The sequence below is a fragment of the Brevibacillus schisleri genome (assembly GCF_055685845.1).
This window is the reverse complement of record NZ_JBVNDM010000001.1, coordinates 4,625,237-4,644,087: the sequence shown is the minus strand read 5'-3', so window position 1 is coordinate 4,644,087 and position 18,851 is coordinate 4,625,237. Positions and strand designations below refer to the sequence as shown.

Annotated in this window: 17 protein-coding genes and 2 pseudogenes; 16 read left to right on the top strand and 3 right to left on the bottom strand. The window is 48.4% G+C overall.

Annotation, left to right across the window (positions count from 1 at the left end; genetic code table 11):
* Positions 1–77: 77 nt before the first annotated feature.
* The 3 genes from ACUUHJ_RS22020 to ACUUHJ_RS22010 all read left to right on the top strand — a co-directional run bounded on the left by ACUUHJ_RS22020 (position 78) and on the right by ACUUHJ_RS22010 (position 3,496).
* Positions 78–1,073 (top strand): hypothetical protein, encoded by a 996-nt coding sequence (locus ACUUHJ_RS22020; RefSeq protein WP_472299945.1) that lies wholly within the window; start codon positions 78–80, stop codon positions 1,071–1,073.
* Positions 1,070–1,345, top strand: a complete 276-nt coding sequence (locus ACUUHJ_RS22015; protein ID WP_087349144.1) for a hypothetical protein — start codon at positions 1,070–1,072, stop codon at positions 1,343–1,345. Before ACUUHJ_RS22020 ends, ACUUHJ_RS22015 begins: the two co-directional genes overlap by 4 nt.
* An 81-nt stretch (positions 1,346–1,426) precedes the next feature.
* On the top strand, positions 1,427–3,496 hold the full coding sequence (locus ACUUHJ_RS22010) for a YecA family protein (RefSeq protein WP_289673828.1): 2,070 nt from the start codon (positions 1,427–1,429) through the stop codon (positions 3,494–3,496).
* 72 nt (positions 3,497–3,568) lie between these two features.
* Here the strand turns inward: ACUUHJ_RS22010 and ACUUHJ_RS22005 are convergent, their stop codons facing one another.
* A complete protein-coding gene (locus tag ACUUHJ_RS22005) occupies positions 3,569–4,786 on the bottom strand; it encodes an MFS transporter (protein ID WP_289673827.1) in 1,218 nt (405 codons plus the stop codon).
* A 228-nt stretch (positions 4,787–5,014) separates the two neighbouring features.
* Between ACUUHJ_RS22005 and ACUUHJ_RS22000 the strand changes: the two genes are divergently transcribed.
* From ACUUHJ_RS22000 to ACUUHJ_RS21980, 5 genes are all read left to right on the top strand, one after another.
* Positions 5,015–5,968 (top strand): carbohydrate kinase family protein, encoded by a 954-nt coding sequence (locus ACUUHJ_RS22000; RefSeq protein ID WP_472299944.1) that lies wholly within the window; start codon positions 5,015–5,017, stop codon positions 5,966–5,968.
* Positions 5,969–6,022: 54 nt separating this feature from the next.
* The gene (locus ACUUHJ_RS21995) at positions 6,023–6,160 is read left to right on the top strand and encodes a hypothetical protein (protein ID WP_007717021.1); all 138 of its coding nucleotides are present in this window, start codon (positions 6,023–6,025) and stop codon (positions 6,158–6,160) included.
* A gap of 231 nt (positions 6,161–6,391) precedes the next feature.
* The gene (locus tag ACUUHJ_RS21990; RefSeq protein WP_289673825.1) at positions 6,392–7,828 is read left to right on the top strand and encodes an LCP family protein; all 1,437 of its coding nucleotides are present in this window, start codon (positions 6,392–6,394) and stop codon (positions 7,826–7,828) included.
* A gap of 176 nt (positions 7,829–8,004) precedes the next feature.
* Positions 8,005–8,319 carry a hypothetical protein gene (locus ACUUHJ_RS21985; RefSeq protein WP_015892313.1) on the top strand — a complete coding sequence of 105 codons (315 nt, stop codon included), beginning with the start codon at positions 8,005–8,007 and terminating at the stop codon, positions 8,317–8,319.
* A 74-nt stretch (positions 8,320–8,393) separates the two neighbouring features.
* Positions 8,394–8,864, top strand: coding sequence for a hypothetical protein (locus tag ACUUHJ_RS21980; RefSeq protein WP_472299943.1), 471 nt, complete (start codon positions 8,394–8,396; stop codon positions 8,862–8,864).
* Between the two features lie 164 nt (positions 8,865–9,028).
* Here the strand turns inward: ACUUHJ_RS21980 and ACUUHJ_RS21975 are convergent.
* A pseudogene (locus tag ACUUHJ_RS21975) lies at positions 9,029–9,304 on the bottom strand (MarR family winged helix-turn-helix transcriptional regulator); the annotation flags it as partial.
* Here ACUUHJ_RS21975 and ACUUHJ_RS21970 point away from each other — a divergent pair.
* From ACUUHJ_RS21970 to ACUUHJ_RS21945, 6 genes and pseudogenes are all read left to right on the top strand, one after another.
* A pseudogene (locus tag ACUUHJ_RS21970) lies at positions 9,289–10,118 on the top strand (amidohydrolase family protein); the annotation flags it as partial. The pseudogenes ACUUHJ_RS21975 and ACUUHJ_RS21970 sit on opposite strands and share 16 nt — an antisense overlap.
* Before the next feature lie 94 nt (positions 10,119–10,212).
* The gene (locus ACUUHJ_RS21965) at positions 10,213–10,629 is read left to right on the top strand and encodes a VOC family protein (RefSeq protein ID WP_472299942.1); all 417 of its coding nucleotides are present in this window, start codon (positions 10,213–10,215) and stop codon (positions 10,627–10,629) included.
* A gap of 517 nt (positions 10,630–11,146) precedes the next feature.
* Complete coding sequence (locus ACUUHJ_RS21960) at positions 11,147–13,150, top strand: oxidoreductase (RefSeq protein ID WP_472299941.1); 2,004 nt, start codon at positions 11,147–11,149, stop codon at positions 13,148–13,150.
* 165 nt (positions 13,151–13,315) lie between these two features.
* Positions 13,316–13,612 (top strand): hypothetical protein, encoded by a 297-nt coding sequence (locus ACUUHJ_RS21955; protein WP_016742437.1) that lies wholly within the window; start codon positions 13,316–13,318, stop codon positions 13,610–13,612.
* A 73-nt stretch (positions 13,613–13,685) separates the two neighbouring features.
* Positions 13,686–14,534: a YtnP family quorum-quenching lactonase gene (locus ACUUHJ_RS21950; RefSeq protein WP_289673820.1), complete on the top strand. Its 849-nt coding sequence runs from the start codon at positions 13,686–13,688 to the stop codon at positions 14,532–14,534.
* A gap of 228 nt (positions 14,535–14,762) precedes the next feature.
* On the top strand, positions 14,763–15,998 hold the full coding sequence (locus ACUUHJ_RS21945) for an MDR family MFS transporter (RefSeq protein ID WP_289673819.1): 1,236 nt from the start codon (positions 14,763–14,765) through the stop codon (positions 15,996–15,998).
* Here the strand turns inward: ACUUHJ_RS21945 and ACUUHJ_RS21940 are convergent.
* Positions 15,990–16,778, bottom strand: a complete 789-nt coding sequence (locus ACUUHJ_RS21940; RefSeq protein ID WP_087349157.1) for a GDSL-type esterase/lipase family protein — start codon at positions 16,776–16,778, stop codon at positions 15,990–15,992. The two genes, ACUUHJ_RS21945 and ACUUHJ_RS21940, sit on opposite strands and share 9 nt — an antisense overlap.
* Before the next feature lie 129 nt (positions 16,779–16,907).
* Between ACUUHJ_RS21940 and ACUUHJ_RS21935 the strand changes: the two genes are divergently transcribed.
* Together ACUUHJ_RS21935 and ACUUHJ_RS21930 are read left to right on the top strand one after the other, a co-directional pair.
* Positions 16,908–17,864: an ABC transporter ATP-binding protein gene (locus ACUUHJ_RS21935; protein ID WP_472299940.1), complete on the top strand. Its 957-nt coding sequence runs from the start codon at positions 16,908–16,910 to the stop codon at positions 17,862–17,864.
* On the top strand, positions 17,830–18,825 hold the full coding sequence (locus tag ACUUHJ_RS21930; protein ID WP_472299939.1) for an ABC transporter permease: 996 nt from the start codon (positions 17,830–17,832) through the stop codon (positions 18,823–18,825). Before ACUUHJ_RS21935 ends, ACUUHJ_RS21930 begins: the two co-directional genes overlap by 35 nt.
* The last annotated feature ends 26 nt before the right edge of the window (positions 18,826–18,851 follow it).

Sequence of the window (18,851 nt, the reverse complement as noted above, 5' to 3'; positions counted from 1 at the left end):
TTTTCTTTTTGTAGAATAACTTCTTGATTCCCATTTGATTTGGCAAACAATGCCGATCACGAGAAGGAGAAAGTGCAATGAAACGGCCAACTTATACCCTACCAAGTATTGTAAAAAAGGTATTCCGGCCCGGTGAGCGCTCCCTTCCACGTACGGAGATCTGCTCCCGGATGGAAGCGAATGAGCTGAATGCTTTTTTGGAGCTGGACTGCGAGACAGTACTGGATAAAGTGTTGAAAATGGAGCAGTCTCCAGTGCGCGTTGGAAGCTCAGAGGCGATCGTAGAGGTCACTCACCAGCCACATCAAGTGTACGACTTGGCTCATCGCTATTTGCGCGATAGCCAAGCGCCAAAAAAGCTTGAGCAAATCGTCGCAGAGCTGCGTCGACAAACGCAGTTTGGCTGGAATCAGATTCTTCGTATGCTGCAATTGGAACGCGATCCTCGCTTTGTGCAATATCAAGGCGATAGCAGATGGTTTTTGGCAGAGTGGACTTTGGGCAATGACCAAGTGTATGCGTTTTGCCGCGACAATGGTATTACACAGGTAGCTGCTCGCACATTAGTCCATTTTCTGGAGCAGGAAGTTGGAATTGCTTCAGATGCTGCTTTTCTCCCTGCGCAAGATGACCGCTTCCGCATTGACGGTGATACCATGTACATCATTGCTCGTAGCGAAGATTCCAAGGAAGAGCAGGCGGCCCTCGAGGTTGCTGTTGCTGCCCCTTCTGTATCGATAGGAAACAGCGAGTCCGTCTCAGAAGAAATTGCATCGGAAGAACCAGCGAATCCCTTACACCAGGTGGAAAAACAACAAGAACAACTATTTACCAAGGAGGAAGCTACTATGTCTACCATTACCAACCAGCAAGTTCTTGAGGAAGTACAAAAACTGATGCAAGAAGCTATTAGCCGCTTGGAGACAAGAAACCAAGAAATGTCCCAAGAAGTTGTCGCTCATTTTCAACAAAGCAATATGCAAGCTATAGAAGTGCTGATGAAAGAGAAACATAAGCATGAGCAGATCGTACTTGGCATTCAACAGGTACTGGCGACCAGTGAACAACAATGAGTAAACTTGAGGCTACGATCCGGTTAGAGCAGAGATTTGCCATCCTGCGCGATGTTATCGCGGGCTATCGGATTCGCCTTCAAGAAATGGAGAAGGAAGTAGTGGAGCTTTTTGCCACGAACCAACTCTCTGCTATTTCAGCATGCATGGGCGAGAAGCAGCGCATCGTCAGGTTGATGAATCGACTGGAACAATTTATTGTCCAATGGGAAACCAACAACACGGATGTGGGTATCGCACATGAACCAAAGCGAGAACACTTGAACACATGACGAATAATGCGGTAAAATAGGGGGATTGTGCATGATTCCCCGCGCATGCCGCGTGGGATGGAAAGGAGATCCAAACCCTCTATGTCGGTAGGAAGAAACGAACTGTGCCCTTGCGGGAGCGGAAAAAAATACAAAAAATGCTGTGGGGTAGTCACTCCTATTACGGAACTGCGTAGCCGCCACGAGCAAAAGCTGCAAAAAGAATACGCTGGCTGGGTCGAAAGATTGAACCATTTTGTCGGCGCAAATGTAACCAGCGAGACGATTCAAGAAGCGCGGAATCGTTTTGCGGAAGAAGTCGGCTTGAACCAGGAGAGTGTGGCACGTCCTGAATGGGCAGCGCATTTCTTCAACTGGTGTGTATTGGACGTCAAAACAGGTGGAAGCACGCTGCTTGAGAACTATATCAAACAGCATGGACGTCGGATGGAGCCCGATCTTCGCCGTGCGTTTGCTGGACTGAACCTGAATGTTTATGAAATCGTGGAAGTGGATCGTGATGTCATCACAGTTCAACAACCGATTTCGGAAGAAAAACACTATCTGCTTCGTGCCAATACGTTGAATGTTGTCCCTGGACAATTGATCGTAGGGCGCCTGCTGAATCTCGGTCTGCGTGATATGCTCTTCTCTGGCAGCATCATCTTGCAGCCACATGTCAAGGAAAGTCTGCTCGAGTGGTTACACCAGCATCCAGAAGTAGCAGCAGCGAAGGCAGATACGAGCAAGAGAAGCTATACGACAGAACTGTATCACTTCATCGTTCAATTTGGTGAAGCGGCAAGCGAGTCAGAAGCGCCGAAGCAAGAGTCGCTTCTGCGTCGTACTTATGCGATGCCAGATCGTAAACAGCTGTTGAAAGTAATCGAGTCAAACCCTGCATTTGAGCTGAAGAAGCGGGATGGTGCTCGTGAGACATGGGTATATGCGACACGCAAGGAAGAGCATTTGTTCCCGAATTTGAAGGATGCCTTGCTGGAGCTTTATGAAGTGCAGGCAGAAGTGATTTTGCAGGATGACAGTCTGATTCTGGAAGGGTTCGCAACGCAGTTGGACGAAGTCGCTGAGATTTTACTGCTGCTTGCATTTGAGAACGAAGAGGAGATTCGCGTTCTTACTTCGACGGGCTCTCGTTTGTCCAAAGGAACTCTGTTTATCACGAGTCAGCCTACTTTGCCACCAAAAGTGTTGCAGTGGGCAGTCCAAACCTATTTTGCTGAAAAATGGCTGGTTACTTCCCATGAACAGCTCGATGATTTGGCTCCACTTTTGGTTGCGGCTACTGAAAACGAGGAGCTGCATGATAAACTCCACAAGCTGATGGAGCAAATGGAACAGGATCATAAAATCGGACAAGGCTTGGCTCGCTTTATCCGAATGGACATGCTTCGTCCGCGCCTCTCGTTGTCAAATGACAGCCTGCATGTGCATAACCTGTTGCGCCGTCCGCTGATCGAGGGATTGCCGGAGAGTGTGTACACCGTACATCCTGACAGACTTGCGGACATCAATCGCTTCGTACAAGAGATGACCGATGGCAAGTCAGAAGCAACCGTCAAAAAGTACGATGAGGTCATGAACAATTTCCGTTCATTCGTCAGAGGAGCGTTTGGCCCATCTTTCACATGGGAGCAGTTGCGCAGAGAGGACCTAGTTTACTTCCTCGTCCACGATATTTTCACGCGCACGGACGCAACGACCAAAACGTTGGCAACCAATCTGATGTCTGTTTTGACGGCGTTCTTCAAGTGGCTGGATAAGCAAGGACCATACGCGCTTTATCCTGTCATGCAGCCATTGTTTGCCGAGTTGAAGGAAACATTGCCGGAATCCTATCGCTTGCGTGGTGTGCTGGAAAAAGAAGCGACTCAAAATCTTTACAGCAACCCGATGGCGATCAAAGATATCACGGAAGAATCCATGCTCGTGCAAGAGATCACTTCATCTGGTTGTACGGCAAAACGTGCGAATGGCGAGACAATCAAGCTGTCTATTGGTGCTGAATTGGGTGCGATGCTGGCAGCAGATTGGATGATCCATGGCGTGTTCGGTCAAGGTGAGGACGGTACTTGGAGACTGTATGGTACGCCTGAAGTGTATCCGCCAGTCATTGCCCAAGTGCTGGGCGCACCAACAGGTGTATTGGTTTAGATCCCTTAACATGAAAAAAACCCGAGGAGTCGTGTCCTCGGGTTTTTTGTTTTGATTTTTTATTGGTCTAGATTAGTGAGCCCATTCCCGGAGTGTCTTGTCTTTCGGCAGCAAAAAGCCCATAAATCCGATCAACGGGAGGAACGAGCATAACAGAATGACAAAGCTCAGACTGTAGAGGTCGGCGAGATAGCCGAATACGAGAGCGCCCATACCGCCCATTCCAAAGGCAAGCCCGATAATCAGTCCGGATACGGTACCGATTTTGCCAGGCAATAGCTCCTGCGCATATACGACTGTGACGGAGAAGCTGGAAAGCATGATAAAGCCGCTGATCACGAGCAATGGAAAGGCCCAAAATCCGGAGACGTAAGGCGTCAGTAATGTCAGTGGAAGTGAACCGAGTGTGGAAAAGATGAGCAAGTTCCTTTTTCCGAATCGGTCAGACAGCGGTCCGCCAAAAAATGTCCCAATCGCTCCTGCGAAAAGAAAACCAAAAATGACGAGCTGGGCATTGGCGTATTCCATATCTTTCACATACATCAAATAAAACTGGTAAAAGCTTTGGTAGCCAGCATTCATCCAGGAACGCACACTGACGATGACAATCAGGAGGCCTAAGGCAATCAGCCGCTTGTTCAGATTCGTATACGTAACAGGTGCGGCAGTAGCCTTTTTCAAACGCTGTTGCCCACGATACCAGAGAGCAACATAGAGCAAGATGCCGCTAGCTAATAGCGCGGGCAGCAGAAACCAGGCGGCTCCTGGCTGTCCCAGGTTCGCAAAGACCAGGATGGTCATCAAGGGAGCGAGTGCTTGCCCAGCATTTCCCCCCACTTGAAAAATGGATTGCCCCAGCCCTCTGCGAGGACCTGATGCCAAGTGGGCGAAGCGTGAGGCTTCTGGGTGGAAGATGGCTGAACCAATCCCAACACAGGCAACTGCTGCGAGAACAAAATAGTAATTGCCGGAGAAAGCGAGTGCGAGCATCCCCAATCCCGATACGATCAAAGCAAGTGGTGGCAATAAAGGGATCGATTTGCGATCGGAGTAGTAACCGACAAAGGGTTGCAAAACAGATGAAGTAAGATTCATGACGAGCAAAATCATTCCGACTTGTGTAAACGTCAATGCTAGATTCTTCTCCACAATAGGGAGCAGTGCAGGGATGACCGCTTGCAAACTGTCGTTTAACAGATGCGCAATGCTAATGGCAAATAGCATGCGATAGACAGTCGGTGCCGAAGTCCCTGCGGGTGTTGAGTGAATGGGTGTCGACGAGGCACTCATGTCAGTTCATCCCCAACCTTTCTTTCGTAACTTACTTTTTCGTTTTTTCAATGTAGCACGGATTCTACAGAACGTCATCCATGAATACTAGGAATATGATGGTCGAAAATAAAGGGTTTGATCTGTCAGGAAGTTTTTAAAAAGGTAGGTAAAAAGGGAGACGCTGTCGAAAAAAGAGAAAAGCACAATGGACTAGACCATGAGCAGAACGCTAGGGGGAATGCTGGAATGCTGGAAGGTATAACAGAATACTGGCTATGCGTGGGAGGAGCCAATGTTGACGTGCAGGGAGTCACCTCTGCCAGACTGTTGCCTGGAACAAGTAATCCGGGTGAAGTGCATCAAGAGGCAGGCGGCGTAGCTCGAAACGTGGCGGAAAATCTGGGATGGCTAGGAGAAGAAGTGCAGCTGTTTGCTCTGGTAGGAGAAGACGCAGACGGCGAGTGGCTAAGACAGGTCACTGCAAATAGTGGAGTAGCTACTCATGGCATGTTGCGAATCGCAGGGAAATCGACTGGGCGCTACTTGGCTATTCGTGATCGTGACGGTGAATTGTACACGGCTGTTGCAGATATGGAACTAAATGAAGAGTGGCCAGCCGAGATTATCCAGCAAGGTCTCAAACGCTTGCCACAGGCCGCAGGTTTGTTTCTGGATGCCAATCTTCCCGTCGAGGTTATGCGGGCATTCTTGACGGAAGCCAGAAGACTCAACAAAAAGATCGTCGTAGACCCTGTTTCTGTGAAAAAAGCAGAAAAATGGAAAGGGATGCTTGAAGGCGTTCATATACTTGTCACGAGCATTGATGAACTGGAAGTGTTAGGTGGACAAACCCTTCATTCTTATAATGATGTGGAAGAATGCGCGAAAAAATTAGTGGCAGAAGGTATTCATCAGGTCATGGTCATTTGTGGGGAAGCAGGGCTGTGGCTGTGCACCGCACAGGAGGAAAAATGGCTTGCTGCACCAATTATGCCGATCCGAGAGTCCGCGGGGGATGCGTTTGCTGCGGGTATCATTTATGCGCAAAACAAAGCGTTGTCCCTTGTGGAACAGGCTGCTTTCGGCGTTGCTCTGGCCGAGATGAGAACGAAGGGAAACGGACGATATGATATCGATGTCCTTTTGGCACGAAAAGATTACTATGCCACAAAAGAAAGACAGATCCTCAGCAGAGAATGAAAATACATAGCTTGACATACACTACCCGTTAGTTACAGAGGAGGAGTGTATGTCATGGAAAAGAAATCGAATGATGTGAACGGAAAACAAGAGAGCCATGTTCGGCAGGGCGGAGATTCGCACCGCTCCAAAAACAAGCGTCCGGAGGGTCCTGTACAAGGATTTAGTCAGGCACCACGCGGCTTGCAATAAGCCAAAAATGATATGTGCAACTAAAGTCCCCCCTTATCGACAAAAAGATGGGGGACTTTTCGTTTAAAGGAACATTTTTCTACAAATGCAGACAACGATATGGTACAATACCTCAATCAGAGTATTGCCAACTGAAGAAAATAGTGGTGCATATTGTCGAGTGGCACAATTCAAAATCGTGCCTCCCTTTACTTTGTCAAAAAGCGTGCGCGAACAAGGAGACTGATTCATATGCCAGATACTGTTGTGAAAACACGCGCTTCAGCTTCTCGAAAGAAACAGCCGAGCCGTAATCGAAAAATACGTAAACTCGTGGTATCCATCACATTGATGACCTTGCTGCTGGTTGGCGGTGTGGCTGGAGCGATTTATTGGAAAATTGAAGACACTCTGACGGAAGTAACGAACCCTGCAAACAACGGATTTACTTCGCCAGTATCCCAAAATACCGATCCCGTTTACTACTCGGATAAGCCAATGTCGTTCGTATTGCTTGGTTCTGATTCCCGTCCTGAAACAGGTTCCATGAATACAGACGTAATGATCGTGGCAGTTGCCAACCCGAAGACGAAGAAGGTTACCATGGTATCGATTCCGCGGGACACACGCGTCAAGATCCCGGGCTATCGCGACTACCATAAGATCAATTCTGTCTATGCCAATGGCGAAGCTGAACGCAGACAAGCAGAGCGCAATAACCGGACGGTTACTGAAGACGGTATTTCCTTAACGAAGAAAACGTTGAATGAAATACTGGGTATTCCGATTGAGCATTTTGTAGCCATTGATTTCGATGGTTTCAAAGCCGTCATTGACGAATTAGGTGGTGTAGAAGTCAATGTGGATCGCAGACTGGTATACGATGATCCGACTGATAATACACACATCAATCTCCAGCCAGGACTTCAAAAATTGAATGGTGAGCAAGCACTTGGTTATGTACGACATCGTCACGACAATCGTGGAACGAAGTACTATTCCAGTGACTTCGACCGCAACCGTCGTCAACAAGAAGTCATCAAGGCAGTCGTGGACAAAACAGCCTCCCTTGAAGGCTTGACAAAGATATTTAATGTCATGGACGTAGGCGCCAAGAATATACATACCGATCTTTCCAAGGATCAGATCAAAGGCTTGGCCTACGATTTCAAAGGATTTAATTCCTCTACGGTGACTGCATTGGATAATGGGGCATATTGGAGCGGAGGATATACGTATCTCGAAAAAGAAAAGCTCGAGACTGTTCGCAATTCCTTGCAATCAGAGATGGGAGTGACAGGGAGCGTCGTAGCGTCGCTCAACAATTCCCCGATACTCGGTACTGGTGAAGCGGTTGCGACTAGCAACAAGAAGAGCGTCAAGAAGAAAACGACAGAATCAGCAGCGTCAACGAAACATAAAACGGGGGCTCCGAAAGAACAAGAGCCGACGAATCCGACCGACGATCAAGACGGTATGGCAAATGAAGGCGCAATGCCGCCACCTGATGTCGTAAACGCAGAAGGGCAAGGTCAGTCGACAGATCAAGGTCAGGGAGCACAGAAGCCTGCGACTGATGCAACGCAAACTGTACCAGGTAATAACGCTACTCCACCGCCGGATATCATCCCGCCGACCAGTCAGGATGCTGGTCCCACAACTACAGATGGTTCAAGCACGAACTCCTAACGAGTACGAAAAACACCCGTTCATCACGAGCGGGTGTTTTTTATTTGTCGATTCATCATAAATTTTTAAAAATTCGTTTATGGAAAAGGTTTAGAAAACACCAATTTCGTGGTACAATAATAATATGCTGATAAGACAGATTAATCAGATAATTATTACTGACTGGAGGGATTTCTATGACGATTTTCTTGGTGAACCTGTTCTTGGTGATTGCTTTTGTGTACCTGATCAGCCGCCAACAAAATGAAGAGTTTGTGTACGATGAAGATTTTTTCCTCCAGAACCCTTCAGCTTTGGAAGAATATCAGCAGATGCCGATTGATTTCCAGCACGCCTTTTTCCGCAAGCATAAAGAGTGGATTAAGGAAAAATATATGCGCGGAGAAAGCTACATTTTAGGCTACTGTCCAAACAAAGAAGTACGTCGTGCGTGGCTGTCCGAATTCATGAATCAAAAAAATATCAACAATACACCGACCCCTTCCTCGTGAAGGGGTTTTTCGCATCTGTAGGACTCGTGCTATACTGCTACGAGAGAATATGGTGAAACAGGAGGGAAAAGTACGTGCTACAATTTATGGTGGAAAAACTAAATCAGCAGTTACATACGCATGGAATGATTTCGGATATCGTCTTGCGCTCGGATCATTCGTTGCTGGAAGAATCGGAAGGGCAAGAGGTTCTGATCACGTTTTCCGAGGCGGAGGACGAGAAGCAACCAACGGCTACCATCCATCTGTTTACACTTGCGGAAGAGGACAGCTGTGAAATTGAAGTGGAAATTGACTATCCGTATAGCTTGCAAGATGAGGAGATTCAACAGCTATGGACGCAAGCAAGAAGCTTGGTAGCGGAGTGCTCGTTGACAGAAAAGCGCCGCTTTGTGGAGCCTGGTAGGCAGACAGGAGCGAATGTCGTGCTGGATTATCACTTTGTCGTGCAAATGCCGCGAACAGAAGCGGAGGAATTGGCATTTACAGAAACCATCGCGAAATTTTCTGCGGATTTGGGGATACTTGTCAAACTCGGCACATAAAAAATAGCTTGTCCATGCAAAAAGCTCAGGCTTAATCTTATCAAGACCTAAATTGAAAAAACAATAAATGGCGGACATATAGTATACATGTATAGTATGTGTTCGCCATTCTTGTCATTCAACTATCGTCTCCAAGCGACCTTCGATGCGGAGTCCAACCGCAATTATAAGCGTTCATTAATTCTAATCAACAATTCCTTCAAGGTTTGCTTCTCCTCTTCGGTAAGGACTTGAGTGATTTCGTCTTCCACCTTTTGGAAGGAGTCATTAAAGTCTTCAATCCATTCAACGGCTTTTGGTAAAACATAAATATTTTTTTGCCGTTCATTATTGGCTGGGATTTTACGCTCGATAAATCCTCTTTGCTCAAGATCTTGAAGCATACTTGTAATGCTAGCCCCGCGCAGATGAAACCGATCAGCAAGATCCCGCTGAATTACCGCAAGTGACGACGGTGGAAGAGGCGATTAAACATGTGCATACGCAAGTGGAAAATGGAGCTACTATATTAAGATCATGATTGAAGAAGGAACGGTCATGGGTGCACCTGGCCTGCCTGTACTAAGCGACGAGATTCTGAAAACAGCCGTGACAGAAGCCCACAAGTTCGATAAGTTGGTCATCGCCCGCGTCTTGACGGCTCGTTCATCGCAAGAAGCCATCAATTTTGGAGTCGACGGTTTGTGCCACTTGTTTATCGACAGACCCGCGTACACGTCCGAGCTAGTGAAATCTATAGCGAGTTCAGGCGCTTTTGTTACACCGTGCTTGGTATTGAATTCATCTATGATTGGAAATCCGGCATCGGAATTGGCGAATGATCCGCGAGTTCATTCCAATTTAAGTCCGGATTGGATCGATACCTTGAACTCCAGTTTCAATACGTTTCCACAAGGCAATATGGAGAACAGCTTTCAGAATGTGATGGACCTACACCGTGCCGGAGTTGATATTCTGGTAGGTACGGATGTCGCTCCGGCTCCCATTCCGAGTCTTGGCGGCCTTGCTCATGGAGCCAGCGTCCATCATGAAATGCAATTGCTGGTGAAGGCCGGGTTCACTCCGATAGAAGCGCAAGCGCTTCGGTCGGCTACCTCGAAACCAGCCCGTTGCTTTGGTCTTATCGATCGCGGCCGTATTGCCGAGGGTGCGCGCGCTGACCTTATACTCGTAAACGGTGATCCGATAACCAACATCTCGGATACCTTGTCCATTAAAGCCGTATGGTTCAAAGGTGTACAGATACTAAACTAATCAAAACACTTTTGTGGCAGGGCACTCTTCGAGGTAGATGTCCAGTGAAGGCAAAAATGAACACAAACTAATTTGACGAAGAGGTGTTTTGAAAATGGCATTAACGTCCGAATTCACGAGCTTCAACCTGCCTGTAAAAAACGTAGAACAATCGAAAACGTTCTTCACCGGACTCGGATTCGAGCTCAACCCGCAATTCCCCGAGAACGAGAATTCGGTAGCCATCGTGATCGGCGACAACCTGCAGGTCATGCTGATTAATCAAGCATTCTTTAATACGCTCACGGAGAAGGAATCCGTCGATACGAGCAAGTATGCGCAGATGACGATCGCATTGGCCTTCGAGAGCCGGGAAAAGGTCGATGAAATCGTGAATACTGCGGTCTCCTTGGGCGGGAAATTGCACGCTGAACCTGAAGATCATGGGTTCATGTATCATTGGGGCTTCGTGGACTTGGACGGCCATCTGTGGGCCATTAACTACATGAACATGGATGCGGCACAAGGTTAAGGCTAACGGAGAGCACGCTCGTACTAGGGTTCAAAAAGAAGACGCCGGGCATCTTCCCCGGCGTCTTCTTCGCGATGATTAGTTTTGTTCGGTATAGGCTTTGAAATTGTCCATGATCGCTTGCCAGCCTGCTCGCTGGAACTCGACGGGATTGGAGCTTTCCGCCTCGAACGTTTCAATGACCTTCGTCTCATTCCCTTGATTTGACTAAAGCAATATCCACTCTTCTTCCGTCTTCCATGGAAACACTAAGAAAACTTTATTATTCAGTTTAGATCCGTGGATGGCTTCATTCTGACGTATAGTCTAAAACTTTATTATCTTTGTACAGTAGAGTGCCCTGCTGTTCGTCCTTGTAATGAAAACTCCTGCCCCGCCCGTTACTTCAATGGCTCCCAAGTTATTTGTTCTGACGTCACCCGCTTTTAATAGTGAGGAAGAAGGAATATAAAGAGAAGAGAGAGAATCGTATAGATAATAAAATGAATGAGCATTCATTCGTTAGGGGGCGTTTAACGTGGAACTTTCAAAAGTATGGGAACCGATCCAAATTGGGTCGATGACGTTGCCAAATCGGATTATGATGGGGTCCATGCACGTTGGATTTGAAAAGCTGCAAGATGGTGTAGCGCGGCTTGCTACTTTTTACGCAGAGCGTGCGAATGGAGAGGCTGGTCTGATCGTGACAGGAGGGGCTGCCGTACATCCAGAGGGCGGCATGGGCGACGAGTATTGCAATGTATACCAAGACGAGGATATCGAGAAATTGCGCCTGATCACGAAAGAGGTTCATCAAGCCAATGGGAAAATTGCGTTGCAGCTGTTCCATGCCGGGCGTTATGCGTACAAGGAAGCGACAGGATTAGACCCGGTAGCACCATCGCCATTGCAGGCGCCGATTAACCGTTGGAAGCCGAGAGAGTTACGCGCTGAGGAAATCGAAGCGACGATCCAGTGCTTTGCTGATGGAGCCGTCCGCGCCAAAAAAGCTGGGTTTGATGCTGTAGAAATTATGGGCTCGGAAGGATACTTGATCAATCAATTTTTGTCCCCTGTGACCAATAAGCGAGAAGATGAGTGGGGTGGGGACTTTTTACGCAGAGCGCGTTTCGGTATAGAGGTGGCTAAGCGTGTCCGCCAAGCAGTGGGACCGGATTATCCGATCATCTTCCGGATGTCGGGATTGGACTTGATGCCAGATAGTACGACGATGGAAGAGACATTGCAATTTGCCAAAATGCTGGAGGAGGCAGGAGTTGATGCTCTCAATGTCGGAATTGGCTGGCATGAATCACAAGTACCGACGATTGGCATGATGGTGCCGCGTGGAGCATATGTATGGGTGGCGCAGCAAGTTAAGCAGATCGTGAACATCCCGGTTATCGCCAGCAATCGAATTAACGACATGCGTCAGGCTGAAACGATTTTGTACGAAGAATGCAGTGATATGGTTTCAATGGCCCGACCATTTTTAGCGGACCCGTATATCGTTCAAAAAAGTAAAGAAGGGCGTTTTGATGAAGTAAACACATGTATTGCATGCAATCAAGCCTGTCTCGACCATATTTTTGATGGGAAGGTAGCCTCTTGTCTGGTCAATCCACTTGTAGGCAGGGAAGCAGAGTGGCGGTTGGTTCCGGCGGAAAACGGCAAAAAGGTAGCTGTAATCGGTGCGGGACCTGCTGGCTTGGAGGCAGCTCGCGTGCTGGCAGAGCGAGGGCATCAGGTGGTCATCATGGAGGCCAAAAAACAGATCGGTGGACAATTAAACTACGCCAGACAGGTGCCAGGTAAAGAGGAGTTTAATGAAACGCTTCGCTATTATCAGACAGAGCTCGCGCGTCTTGGTGTCGAAATCAGGCTGGGAACACTGGCAGAGGCAGAGGCATTAATAGAAGAAGGTTTTGCAGAAGTTGTCGTGGCAACGGGAGTCATTCCGCGGCGTCCAGAGATTCCAGGTGTGGAGCTCGGACATGTGAAGGGATATGATGCGGTATTTGAAAAGCGCGCCAAGGTAGGTAGTCAAGTGGTCATTGTCGGTGCGGGAGGAATCGCGTGTGATTTGTCCCATTTACTGATGCACGACGAAACGATCTCACCGAAGGCAGCGGAGTACTTGCAGGAGTACAGGATTCTGGACGGAAGAGCTGTACAACAGCTGCAACAAAGAAAACGAAAAATCAGCATGCTGCGGCGTGGGAAGCATGTCGGATCGGGCTTGGGCAAAACGACGCGCTGGGCAGTTCTCGCCAACCTGAAGCGACGTGGCGTAGAGATGCTGACACAAATTGAATACAGCCGAATTGCAGAAGAAGGGGTATATTTCATTCAGAACGGGGAGGAACGCATGATACCTGCTGATACGGTCATTGTAGCGGCTGGAGCGACCTCCAACAATTCACTATACCACGCATTGCTTAATCGGCTACCTGTACACCTCATAGGTGGGGCTAAAGAAGCGGGAGAGCTCGATGCCAAGCGAGCTATTTTGGAGGGCGCGACTGTCGGAAGAGCGATTTAAGGTGCTGAAAAGATTTTCTATTTCGAAAACAAGAGGAATCGGCTATGATTAAGAAAAGTATGTCGTCTTTTTAGAAGTTTTGTCGAATCGCTTTTCAACCGCCGCTAATTTTTGCAAAATGAAGCTATACTGTTCAAATTCATTTGATTGGGGGCTCTCGCCTTGATGAACCATAATGGCATTCTCTTAGGGAAACGTTACTTCCTGTACTCGTTAGCACCGCTAGTAGAGGTGGAGGGATGGACGTTTACGATAGCCCCGGGGTTTAAGTTGATCGCGGGCGGGAGTGCCAATCCGTTACAGACATTAATCAGCGTTTACCGAGAGAATGAAAAGGTAGCGCAACTCGTGCTTCATCATAGACGTAGTGATTCAGATGTCACTGTGCAGGCTGTATCGAGTGATCTCCTGTTAGAAATCGCCCCGGCGACTAGAACTGTCAGTGTAGCAGAAAAGCTGTAGGCACCCTGAACGGGGTGCTTTTCGCTTTCGAACTTCAATCATCATTCCGAGCAATCGAGGAGGCGTCAGGATCATGGTAGGGAACGAATGGCAGGTAGGTCAGTTTCAATTGTCTTGGCTGAGAGGTGGACTCACGAAGCTGGACGGGGGCGCAATGTTTGGAGTGGTGCCCAAGCCGCTTTGGAGCAAAAGATACCCATCCAATGATCTCAATCAAATCCCTTTGCGTGCTGACCCGATTCTGGTACAGGCTCATGGCAAGCGTATTTTGATTGAATCGGGTATGGGAAATGATCGGTTAACGGAAAAACAGAAGCGCAATTTTGGCTTGGAGGAAGAGTCTCAAGTGGTGGACTCACTCGTTGCGAAAGGGTTGACTCCTGCCGATATTGATATTGTCATCATGACACATATGCACTACGATCATGCCAACGGACTTGTCTCTATACGTGATGGACAACTTGTTTCTACATTTCCACAAGCCGTCATCTACGTGCAGGAGCAGGAGTGGGCGGAGATGAGAGAGCCGAATGTTCGCTCGAAGAATACATATTGGGAAGAAAACTGGCGTCCGATTGAGAAGCAGGTGAAGACGTACGGAGCTTCGCACGAAGTTGTGCCGGGAATCACGCTTCATCATACAGGAGGCCACAGCCAGGGACATGCGATCGTCCGGATGGAGACAGAGGGGCAGCTGCTTTTGCATCTGGCGGACATTATGCCTACACACGCTCACCAAAATCCATTATGGGTGATGGCCTACGACGACTATCCGATGACCTCCATCTATGCAAAAGAAGAATGGATCATCAACGGGATCAAGCAAGGCGCTTGGTTCACGTTTTATCACGATAGCGTTTACCGCGCGGTGAAATGGAACGAACAGGGAGAAATGATTGATCGAATAGAAGTGATTTTGTAAAAAGGATTGGCAAAGACCGTCAGTGTTTTCTGGCGGTCTTTTGTGTTGTCTACGAGAAATGTGTCCAACCCTATCGAAATTTTGATTACTCTCATAGAAAAGTTTCATAATCAAAAAATTTTGAATGCTCATTGACGAACGACGAATGCCTCTCTACAATGGGAACATCACAGAGCATCTGTTCTGGCAGAGGTGGGAGTGCATAACAGTGGTGGGGAGAGAGAGAAAATGAGCTGGATCAAGATGCGTTTACAGGAGTTTCACCCGATCGTCTGGTCATTAGTCGTCGGGACCGTGTTCGTTAGGGCCGCCAGCTCGATGAGCATGCCGTTTTTGTTTTTATACTTGTCCAATCAAACAGATATGAGCTTGGCAATGATCGGATTGACGATTGGAGCAGGACCGCTCGCGGGTACAATCGGAGGCTTCTTTGCGGGAGCATGGTCGGACAGAATAGGGCGCAGGCGAGTCATGCTAGGCGCGTTGTACGTGTGGACGCTCGTGTTTGTCGGGTTTGCGCTTAGTAAAGATCCTTGGGTTCTCCTATTTCTCAATATAGCAGGGGGACTCTGTCGATCCTTCTACGAACCGGTCTCACAGGCGTTGATGGCAGATGTAACGCCTCAAGAGAAGAGGCTTCGTGTATTCGGTATTCGCTACATGGCGATTAATGTTGGGGTAGCGGTAGGGCCTATCGCAGGGGTAGTACTGGCTAAAAGCTCTGTCGCTCTGCCTTTCCTGGTGACTGCACTGATTTATCTGATTTATGTGATTAGCCTGCAAGGATTATTGAACAAGTTCGGCATTAAACAAATTGAAGGTCAAAAGAAAGAAGTCGTTACATTCAGCCGTGCATTCCGTGTAGTCGTGAATGACAAAGCGTTTCGCTTGTACATGCTCGCTGGTGTTTTAGGAGCGATTGGCTACTCGCAGATGTCTTCTACGCTGGCCAAATTCGCAGAAATGACGGTCGTGAATGGAACAGAGCTGTTTGCCATCCTGATGACCGTCAATGCGATCGTCGTTGTCGTGATGCAGCTTCCGTTGACGACTTGGGCAGAAAAAAAGACGCCTCTCACCGCAATATTGGTGGGAAACGTCATGTATGCGGTTGGTGACGTGGGTTATGCCTTTGCCAATTCGTGGCTGATTTTCATTGTGGCGATGGTATTTTTCACGATTGGCGAAATCCTTACATTTACCGCAGGGGACGTCCTGATCGACCGAATGGCCCCAGAGAATATGCGGGGCAGCTATTACGGTGCGAAAAGCTTCAGCAACCTTGGCCAGTTCATCGGTCCGTGGATGGGTGGATTGCTGTTAGCACATTACGGAGGTACGACCTTGTTCCTGGTGGTAGCAGCGACTTCGATGATGAGCAGTGCCTTCCAATGGGCGGGTGCTCGCGCCTTTGAGGCAACCCGAGGCAAATCCGTTAATGAAGCAAGGGTTGAATCACTCTAACGCTTGCAAGATACGATCTGCCATTCGTTTATAGCCATCAGCATTCGGGTGGAAGTGATCTGTATACAAGTAGTTTTGTTCCTTACGCAAGAACAAGTCGTAGGTCGGCACCACGAAAACTTGTGGGTACCGTGAGGCGATTTGGGATGCATGATTGTTCCAGTCGAGCACAGGCCCGATGGTGTCGACGGCTGCTTCCGTATTGCCAAAAGGATTGTACAGGGAAGTGTAAACGATTGTAGCCGTCTTGTTGACGCTGCGAATCTGTTTGAGAATCTCTTCATAGTTGACCGCGAGCTTATTAAGAGCCGTGGTCACTTTTTCTTTTTCAATGGTATACAGCCCGCCTGTCTGCCTGAACAAGTCGTTGCCGCCAATGGTAAAAAGAATCAGATCGGCTTCAGCGAGCAGCTTCTTCACTTGCTCCTGGGACATTTGCTTGAGCAGCTCAGATGATTCCTGTCCATTAATCGCGAGGTTTGTGAACGTAATCGAATGGCCCGATTTTTTCTCCAATGCTTGGCGAACGAGTCCGACATAGCCTTGGCCGTTTGCGTCTCCGGCACCGCGCGTGAGAGAATCCCCTAGTGCGACTACTTTGTGGACACCCTTTTCTGGTAAAGGTGAGGGTGGCTGCTCTTTTTGCACAGGTGGGCTTGCTGTTGACGGTGCTAACTGCTGTGGATTCATCGCGAGGACAAACCCTGTCGCAAATAAGAGAAAGGAGAGTAAAGACAAGAGACCTGCCGTGCGCCAAAGTAATTGGCCAGATGTGCGCATCAGGTATCCTCCTATTCGTTGTAAAGTGTATGGTCATGGTATAATGTGGATGGACATCTTATGACAGTGTATCATAAACACAACGCCATCGTCAGTTGACGAGGGGAGACTCAGATAGGAGGGCGTACATTGGCCGAAACGGTCCTCTCAGTAAAAGGATTGCAAAAAGCGATTGGCAAAAAGCCGATCATTCATGATATTACGTTTGACGTTTTCGCCGGAGAGGTATTTGGATTTCTCGGGCCGAATGGCGCAGGCAAAACCACCACAATCCGCATGCTCGTTGGATTGGCAAAAGCCGATGGGGGAGATATTCGCATCGGAGGCATCTCCCTTCAAGAACAGTTTCCACAAGCGATTGCGCAGGTTGGTTGTATCGTCGAAAACCCGGAGCTGTATAAGTTTTTGACGGGTAGAGAGAATCTGGAGCAGTTTGCGAGAATGAGCGGCGGTATAACGCCTGAGCGTATTGAGGAAATCGTCCGCTTCGTTGATTTGGAGCGGGCGATTGATGATAAGGTAAAAACGTACTCACTCGGAATGAGGCAGCGCCTGGGGATCGCGCAGGCACTTTTGCACCGGCCGAAAATATTGATCCTGGACGAACCGACGAACGGCTTGGACCCAGCGGGGATCCGTGAGTTGCGCCAGTTTATTCGCAAGCTTGCCGAGGAAGAAGGGCTCGCGGTTTTCATTTCGAGTCATCTTCTCAGTGAAATCGAGATGATGTGCGACCGGGTGGCGATTATCAGCCAAGGGAAGGTCATTTCTGTTGGATTAGTCAAAGAACTAATGGAGCAGTTTGCTGATCAGGTGGATTGGACAATCCCGTCTTCCCATATACAAAAGGCTGAGCAAATCCTGCGAACTCTACCAGCAGTGACAGAGGTGTGGGTGGTCAGTGAGCGCCTGAAATCACGGATGGAAGTAGAAAAAGTGAGCGAGGCTAACCTAGCTTTGGTCAATGGCGGCATACCTGTGATGGGAATAGCGACGAAGACGGTTACACTGGAAGACCTGTTCCTTACATTGACGGGAGGAGGGGGAAGTCATGGAGCAGAACATGGTGGGGCTCGTACAGAATGAAACCATAAAATTGCTGCGCAGGCGCCGTTTTCTCGTCGTCGTGCTGATCTTGGCGATTCTGATCCCGATTTTTACATACGCACAGTACCGTTCGGTTATTACTGCACAAGAGCGAATGGGGACAACCGACTGGCGTCCGCTATTAACCCAACAAATCGTCGATATGCAAAACAGGCTGGCATCAAGCCGTCTTCCCGAGGAGTGGCGGGATTTTATCAAGGTCAGGATCGCGCAACAGCAATACTATTTGGATCATGACATTAACCCGATGGCACCGGGGGGGCCTACTTTCGCCCGTGGCTTTATGGACCAAGCCATTTCAATGTTTTTGCCGATGATTATCGTCGTACTCGCGGTTGACCTTGTATCTTCTGAGTTTAGCGAGGGGACGGTCAAGCTACTATTAACGCGACCTGTGAGGCGGTGGAAGGTACTGACCAGCAAATACATCACCCTTCTGCTGTTTACCTCTCTCACGGTTCTTACGACACTGATTCTTGCTTATTTGCTCTCTGGGGTCGTGTTTGGCTATTCCGGTTGGGATCTTCCTATTTTGACTGGCTTTGAAGTATCGGGAGGAGAGCTCGAGACATCTGGGGCTTTCATGCTGCCGCAATGGCAATTTTTGCTGATGCAATATGGTCTAGGCTGGTTCGTCTGCATCGTGGTTGCTACGGTAACGCTTATGGTCTCTGTTTTGGTTCGGAGTGCGGCTGCGGGGATGGGAATTATGATGGCAGCGTTAATTAGCGGAACGATCCTGACGCAGATGGCATCCTCCTGGGAATCGTCCAAATACTTGTTCGTGGTAAACTTGCAGCTGACGGATTATCTCAATGGAACACTGCCTCCGATAAAGGGGATGACGTTGCCGTTCTCGTTGACCGTGTTGAGTGTATGGGCGATCGTAGCACTGATTATTGCGTACGCGGCCTTTATCCGTAGAGATGTCACATCCTAATTTGACTTTTTTCGTTACTTTTATCC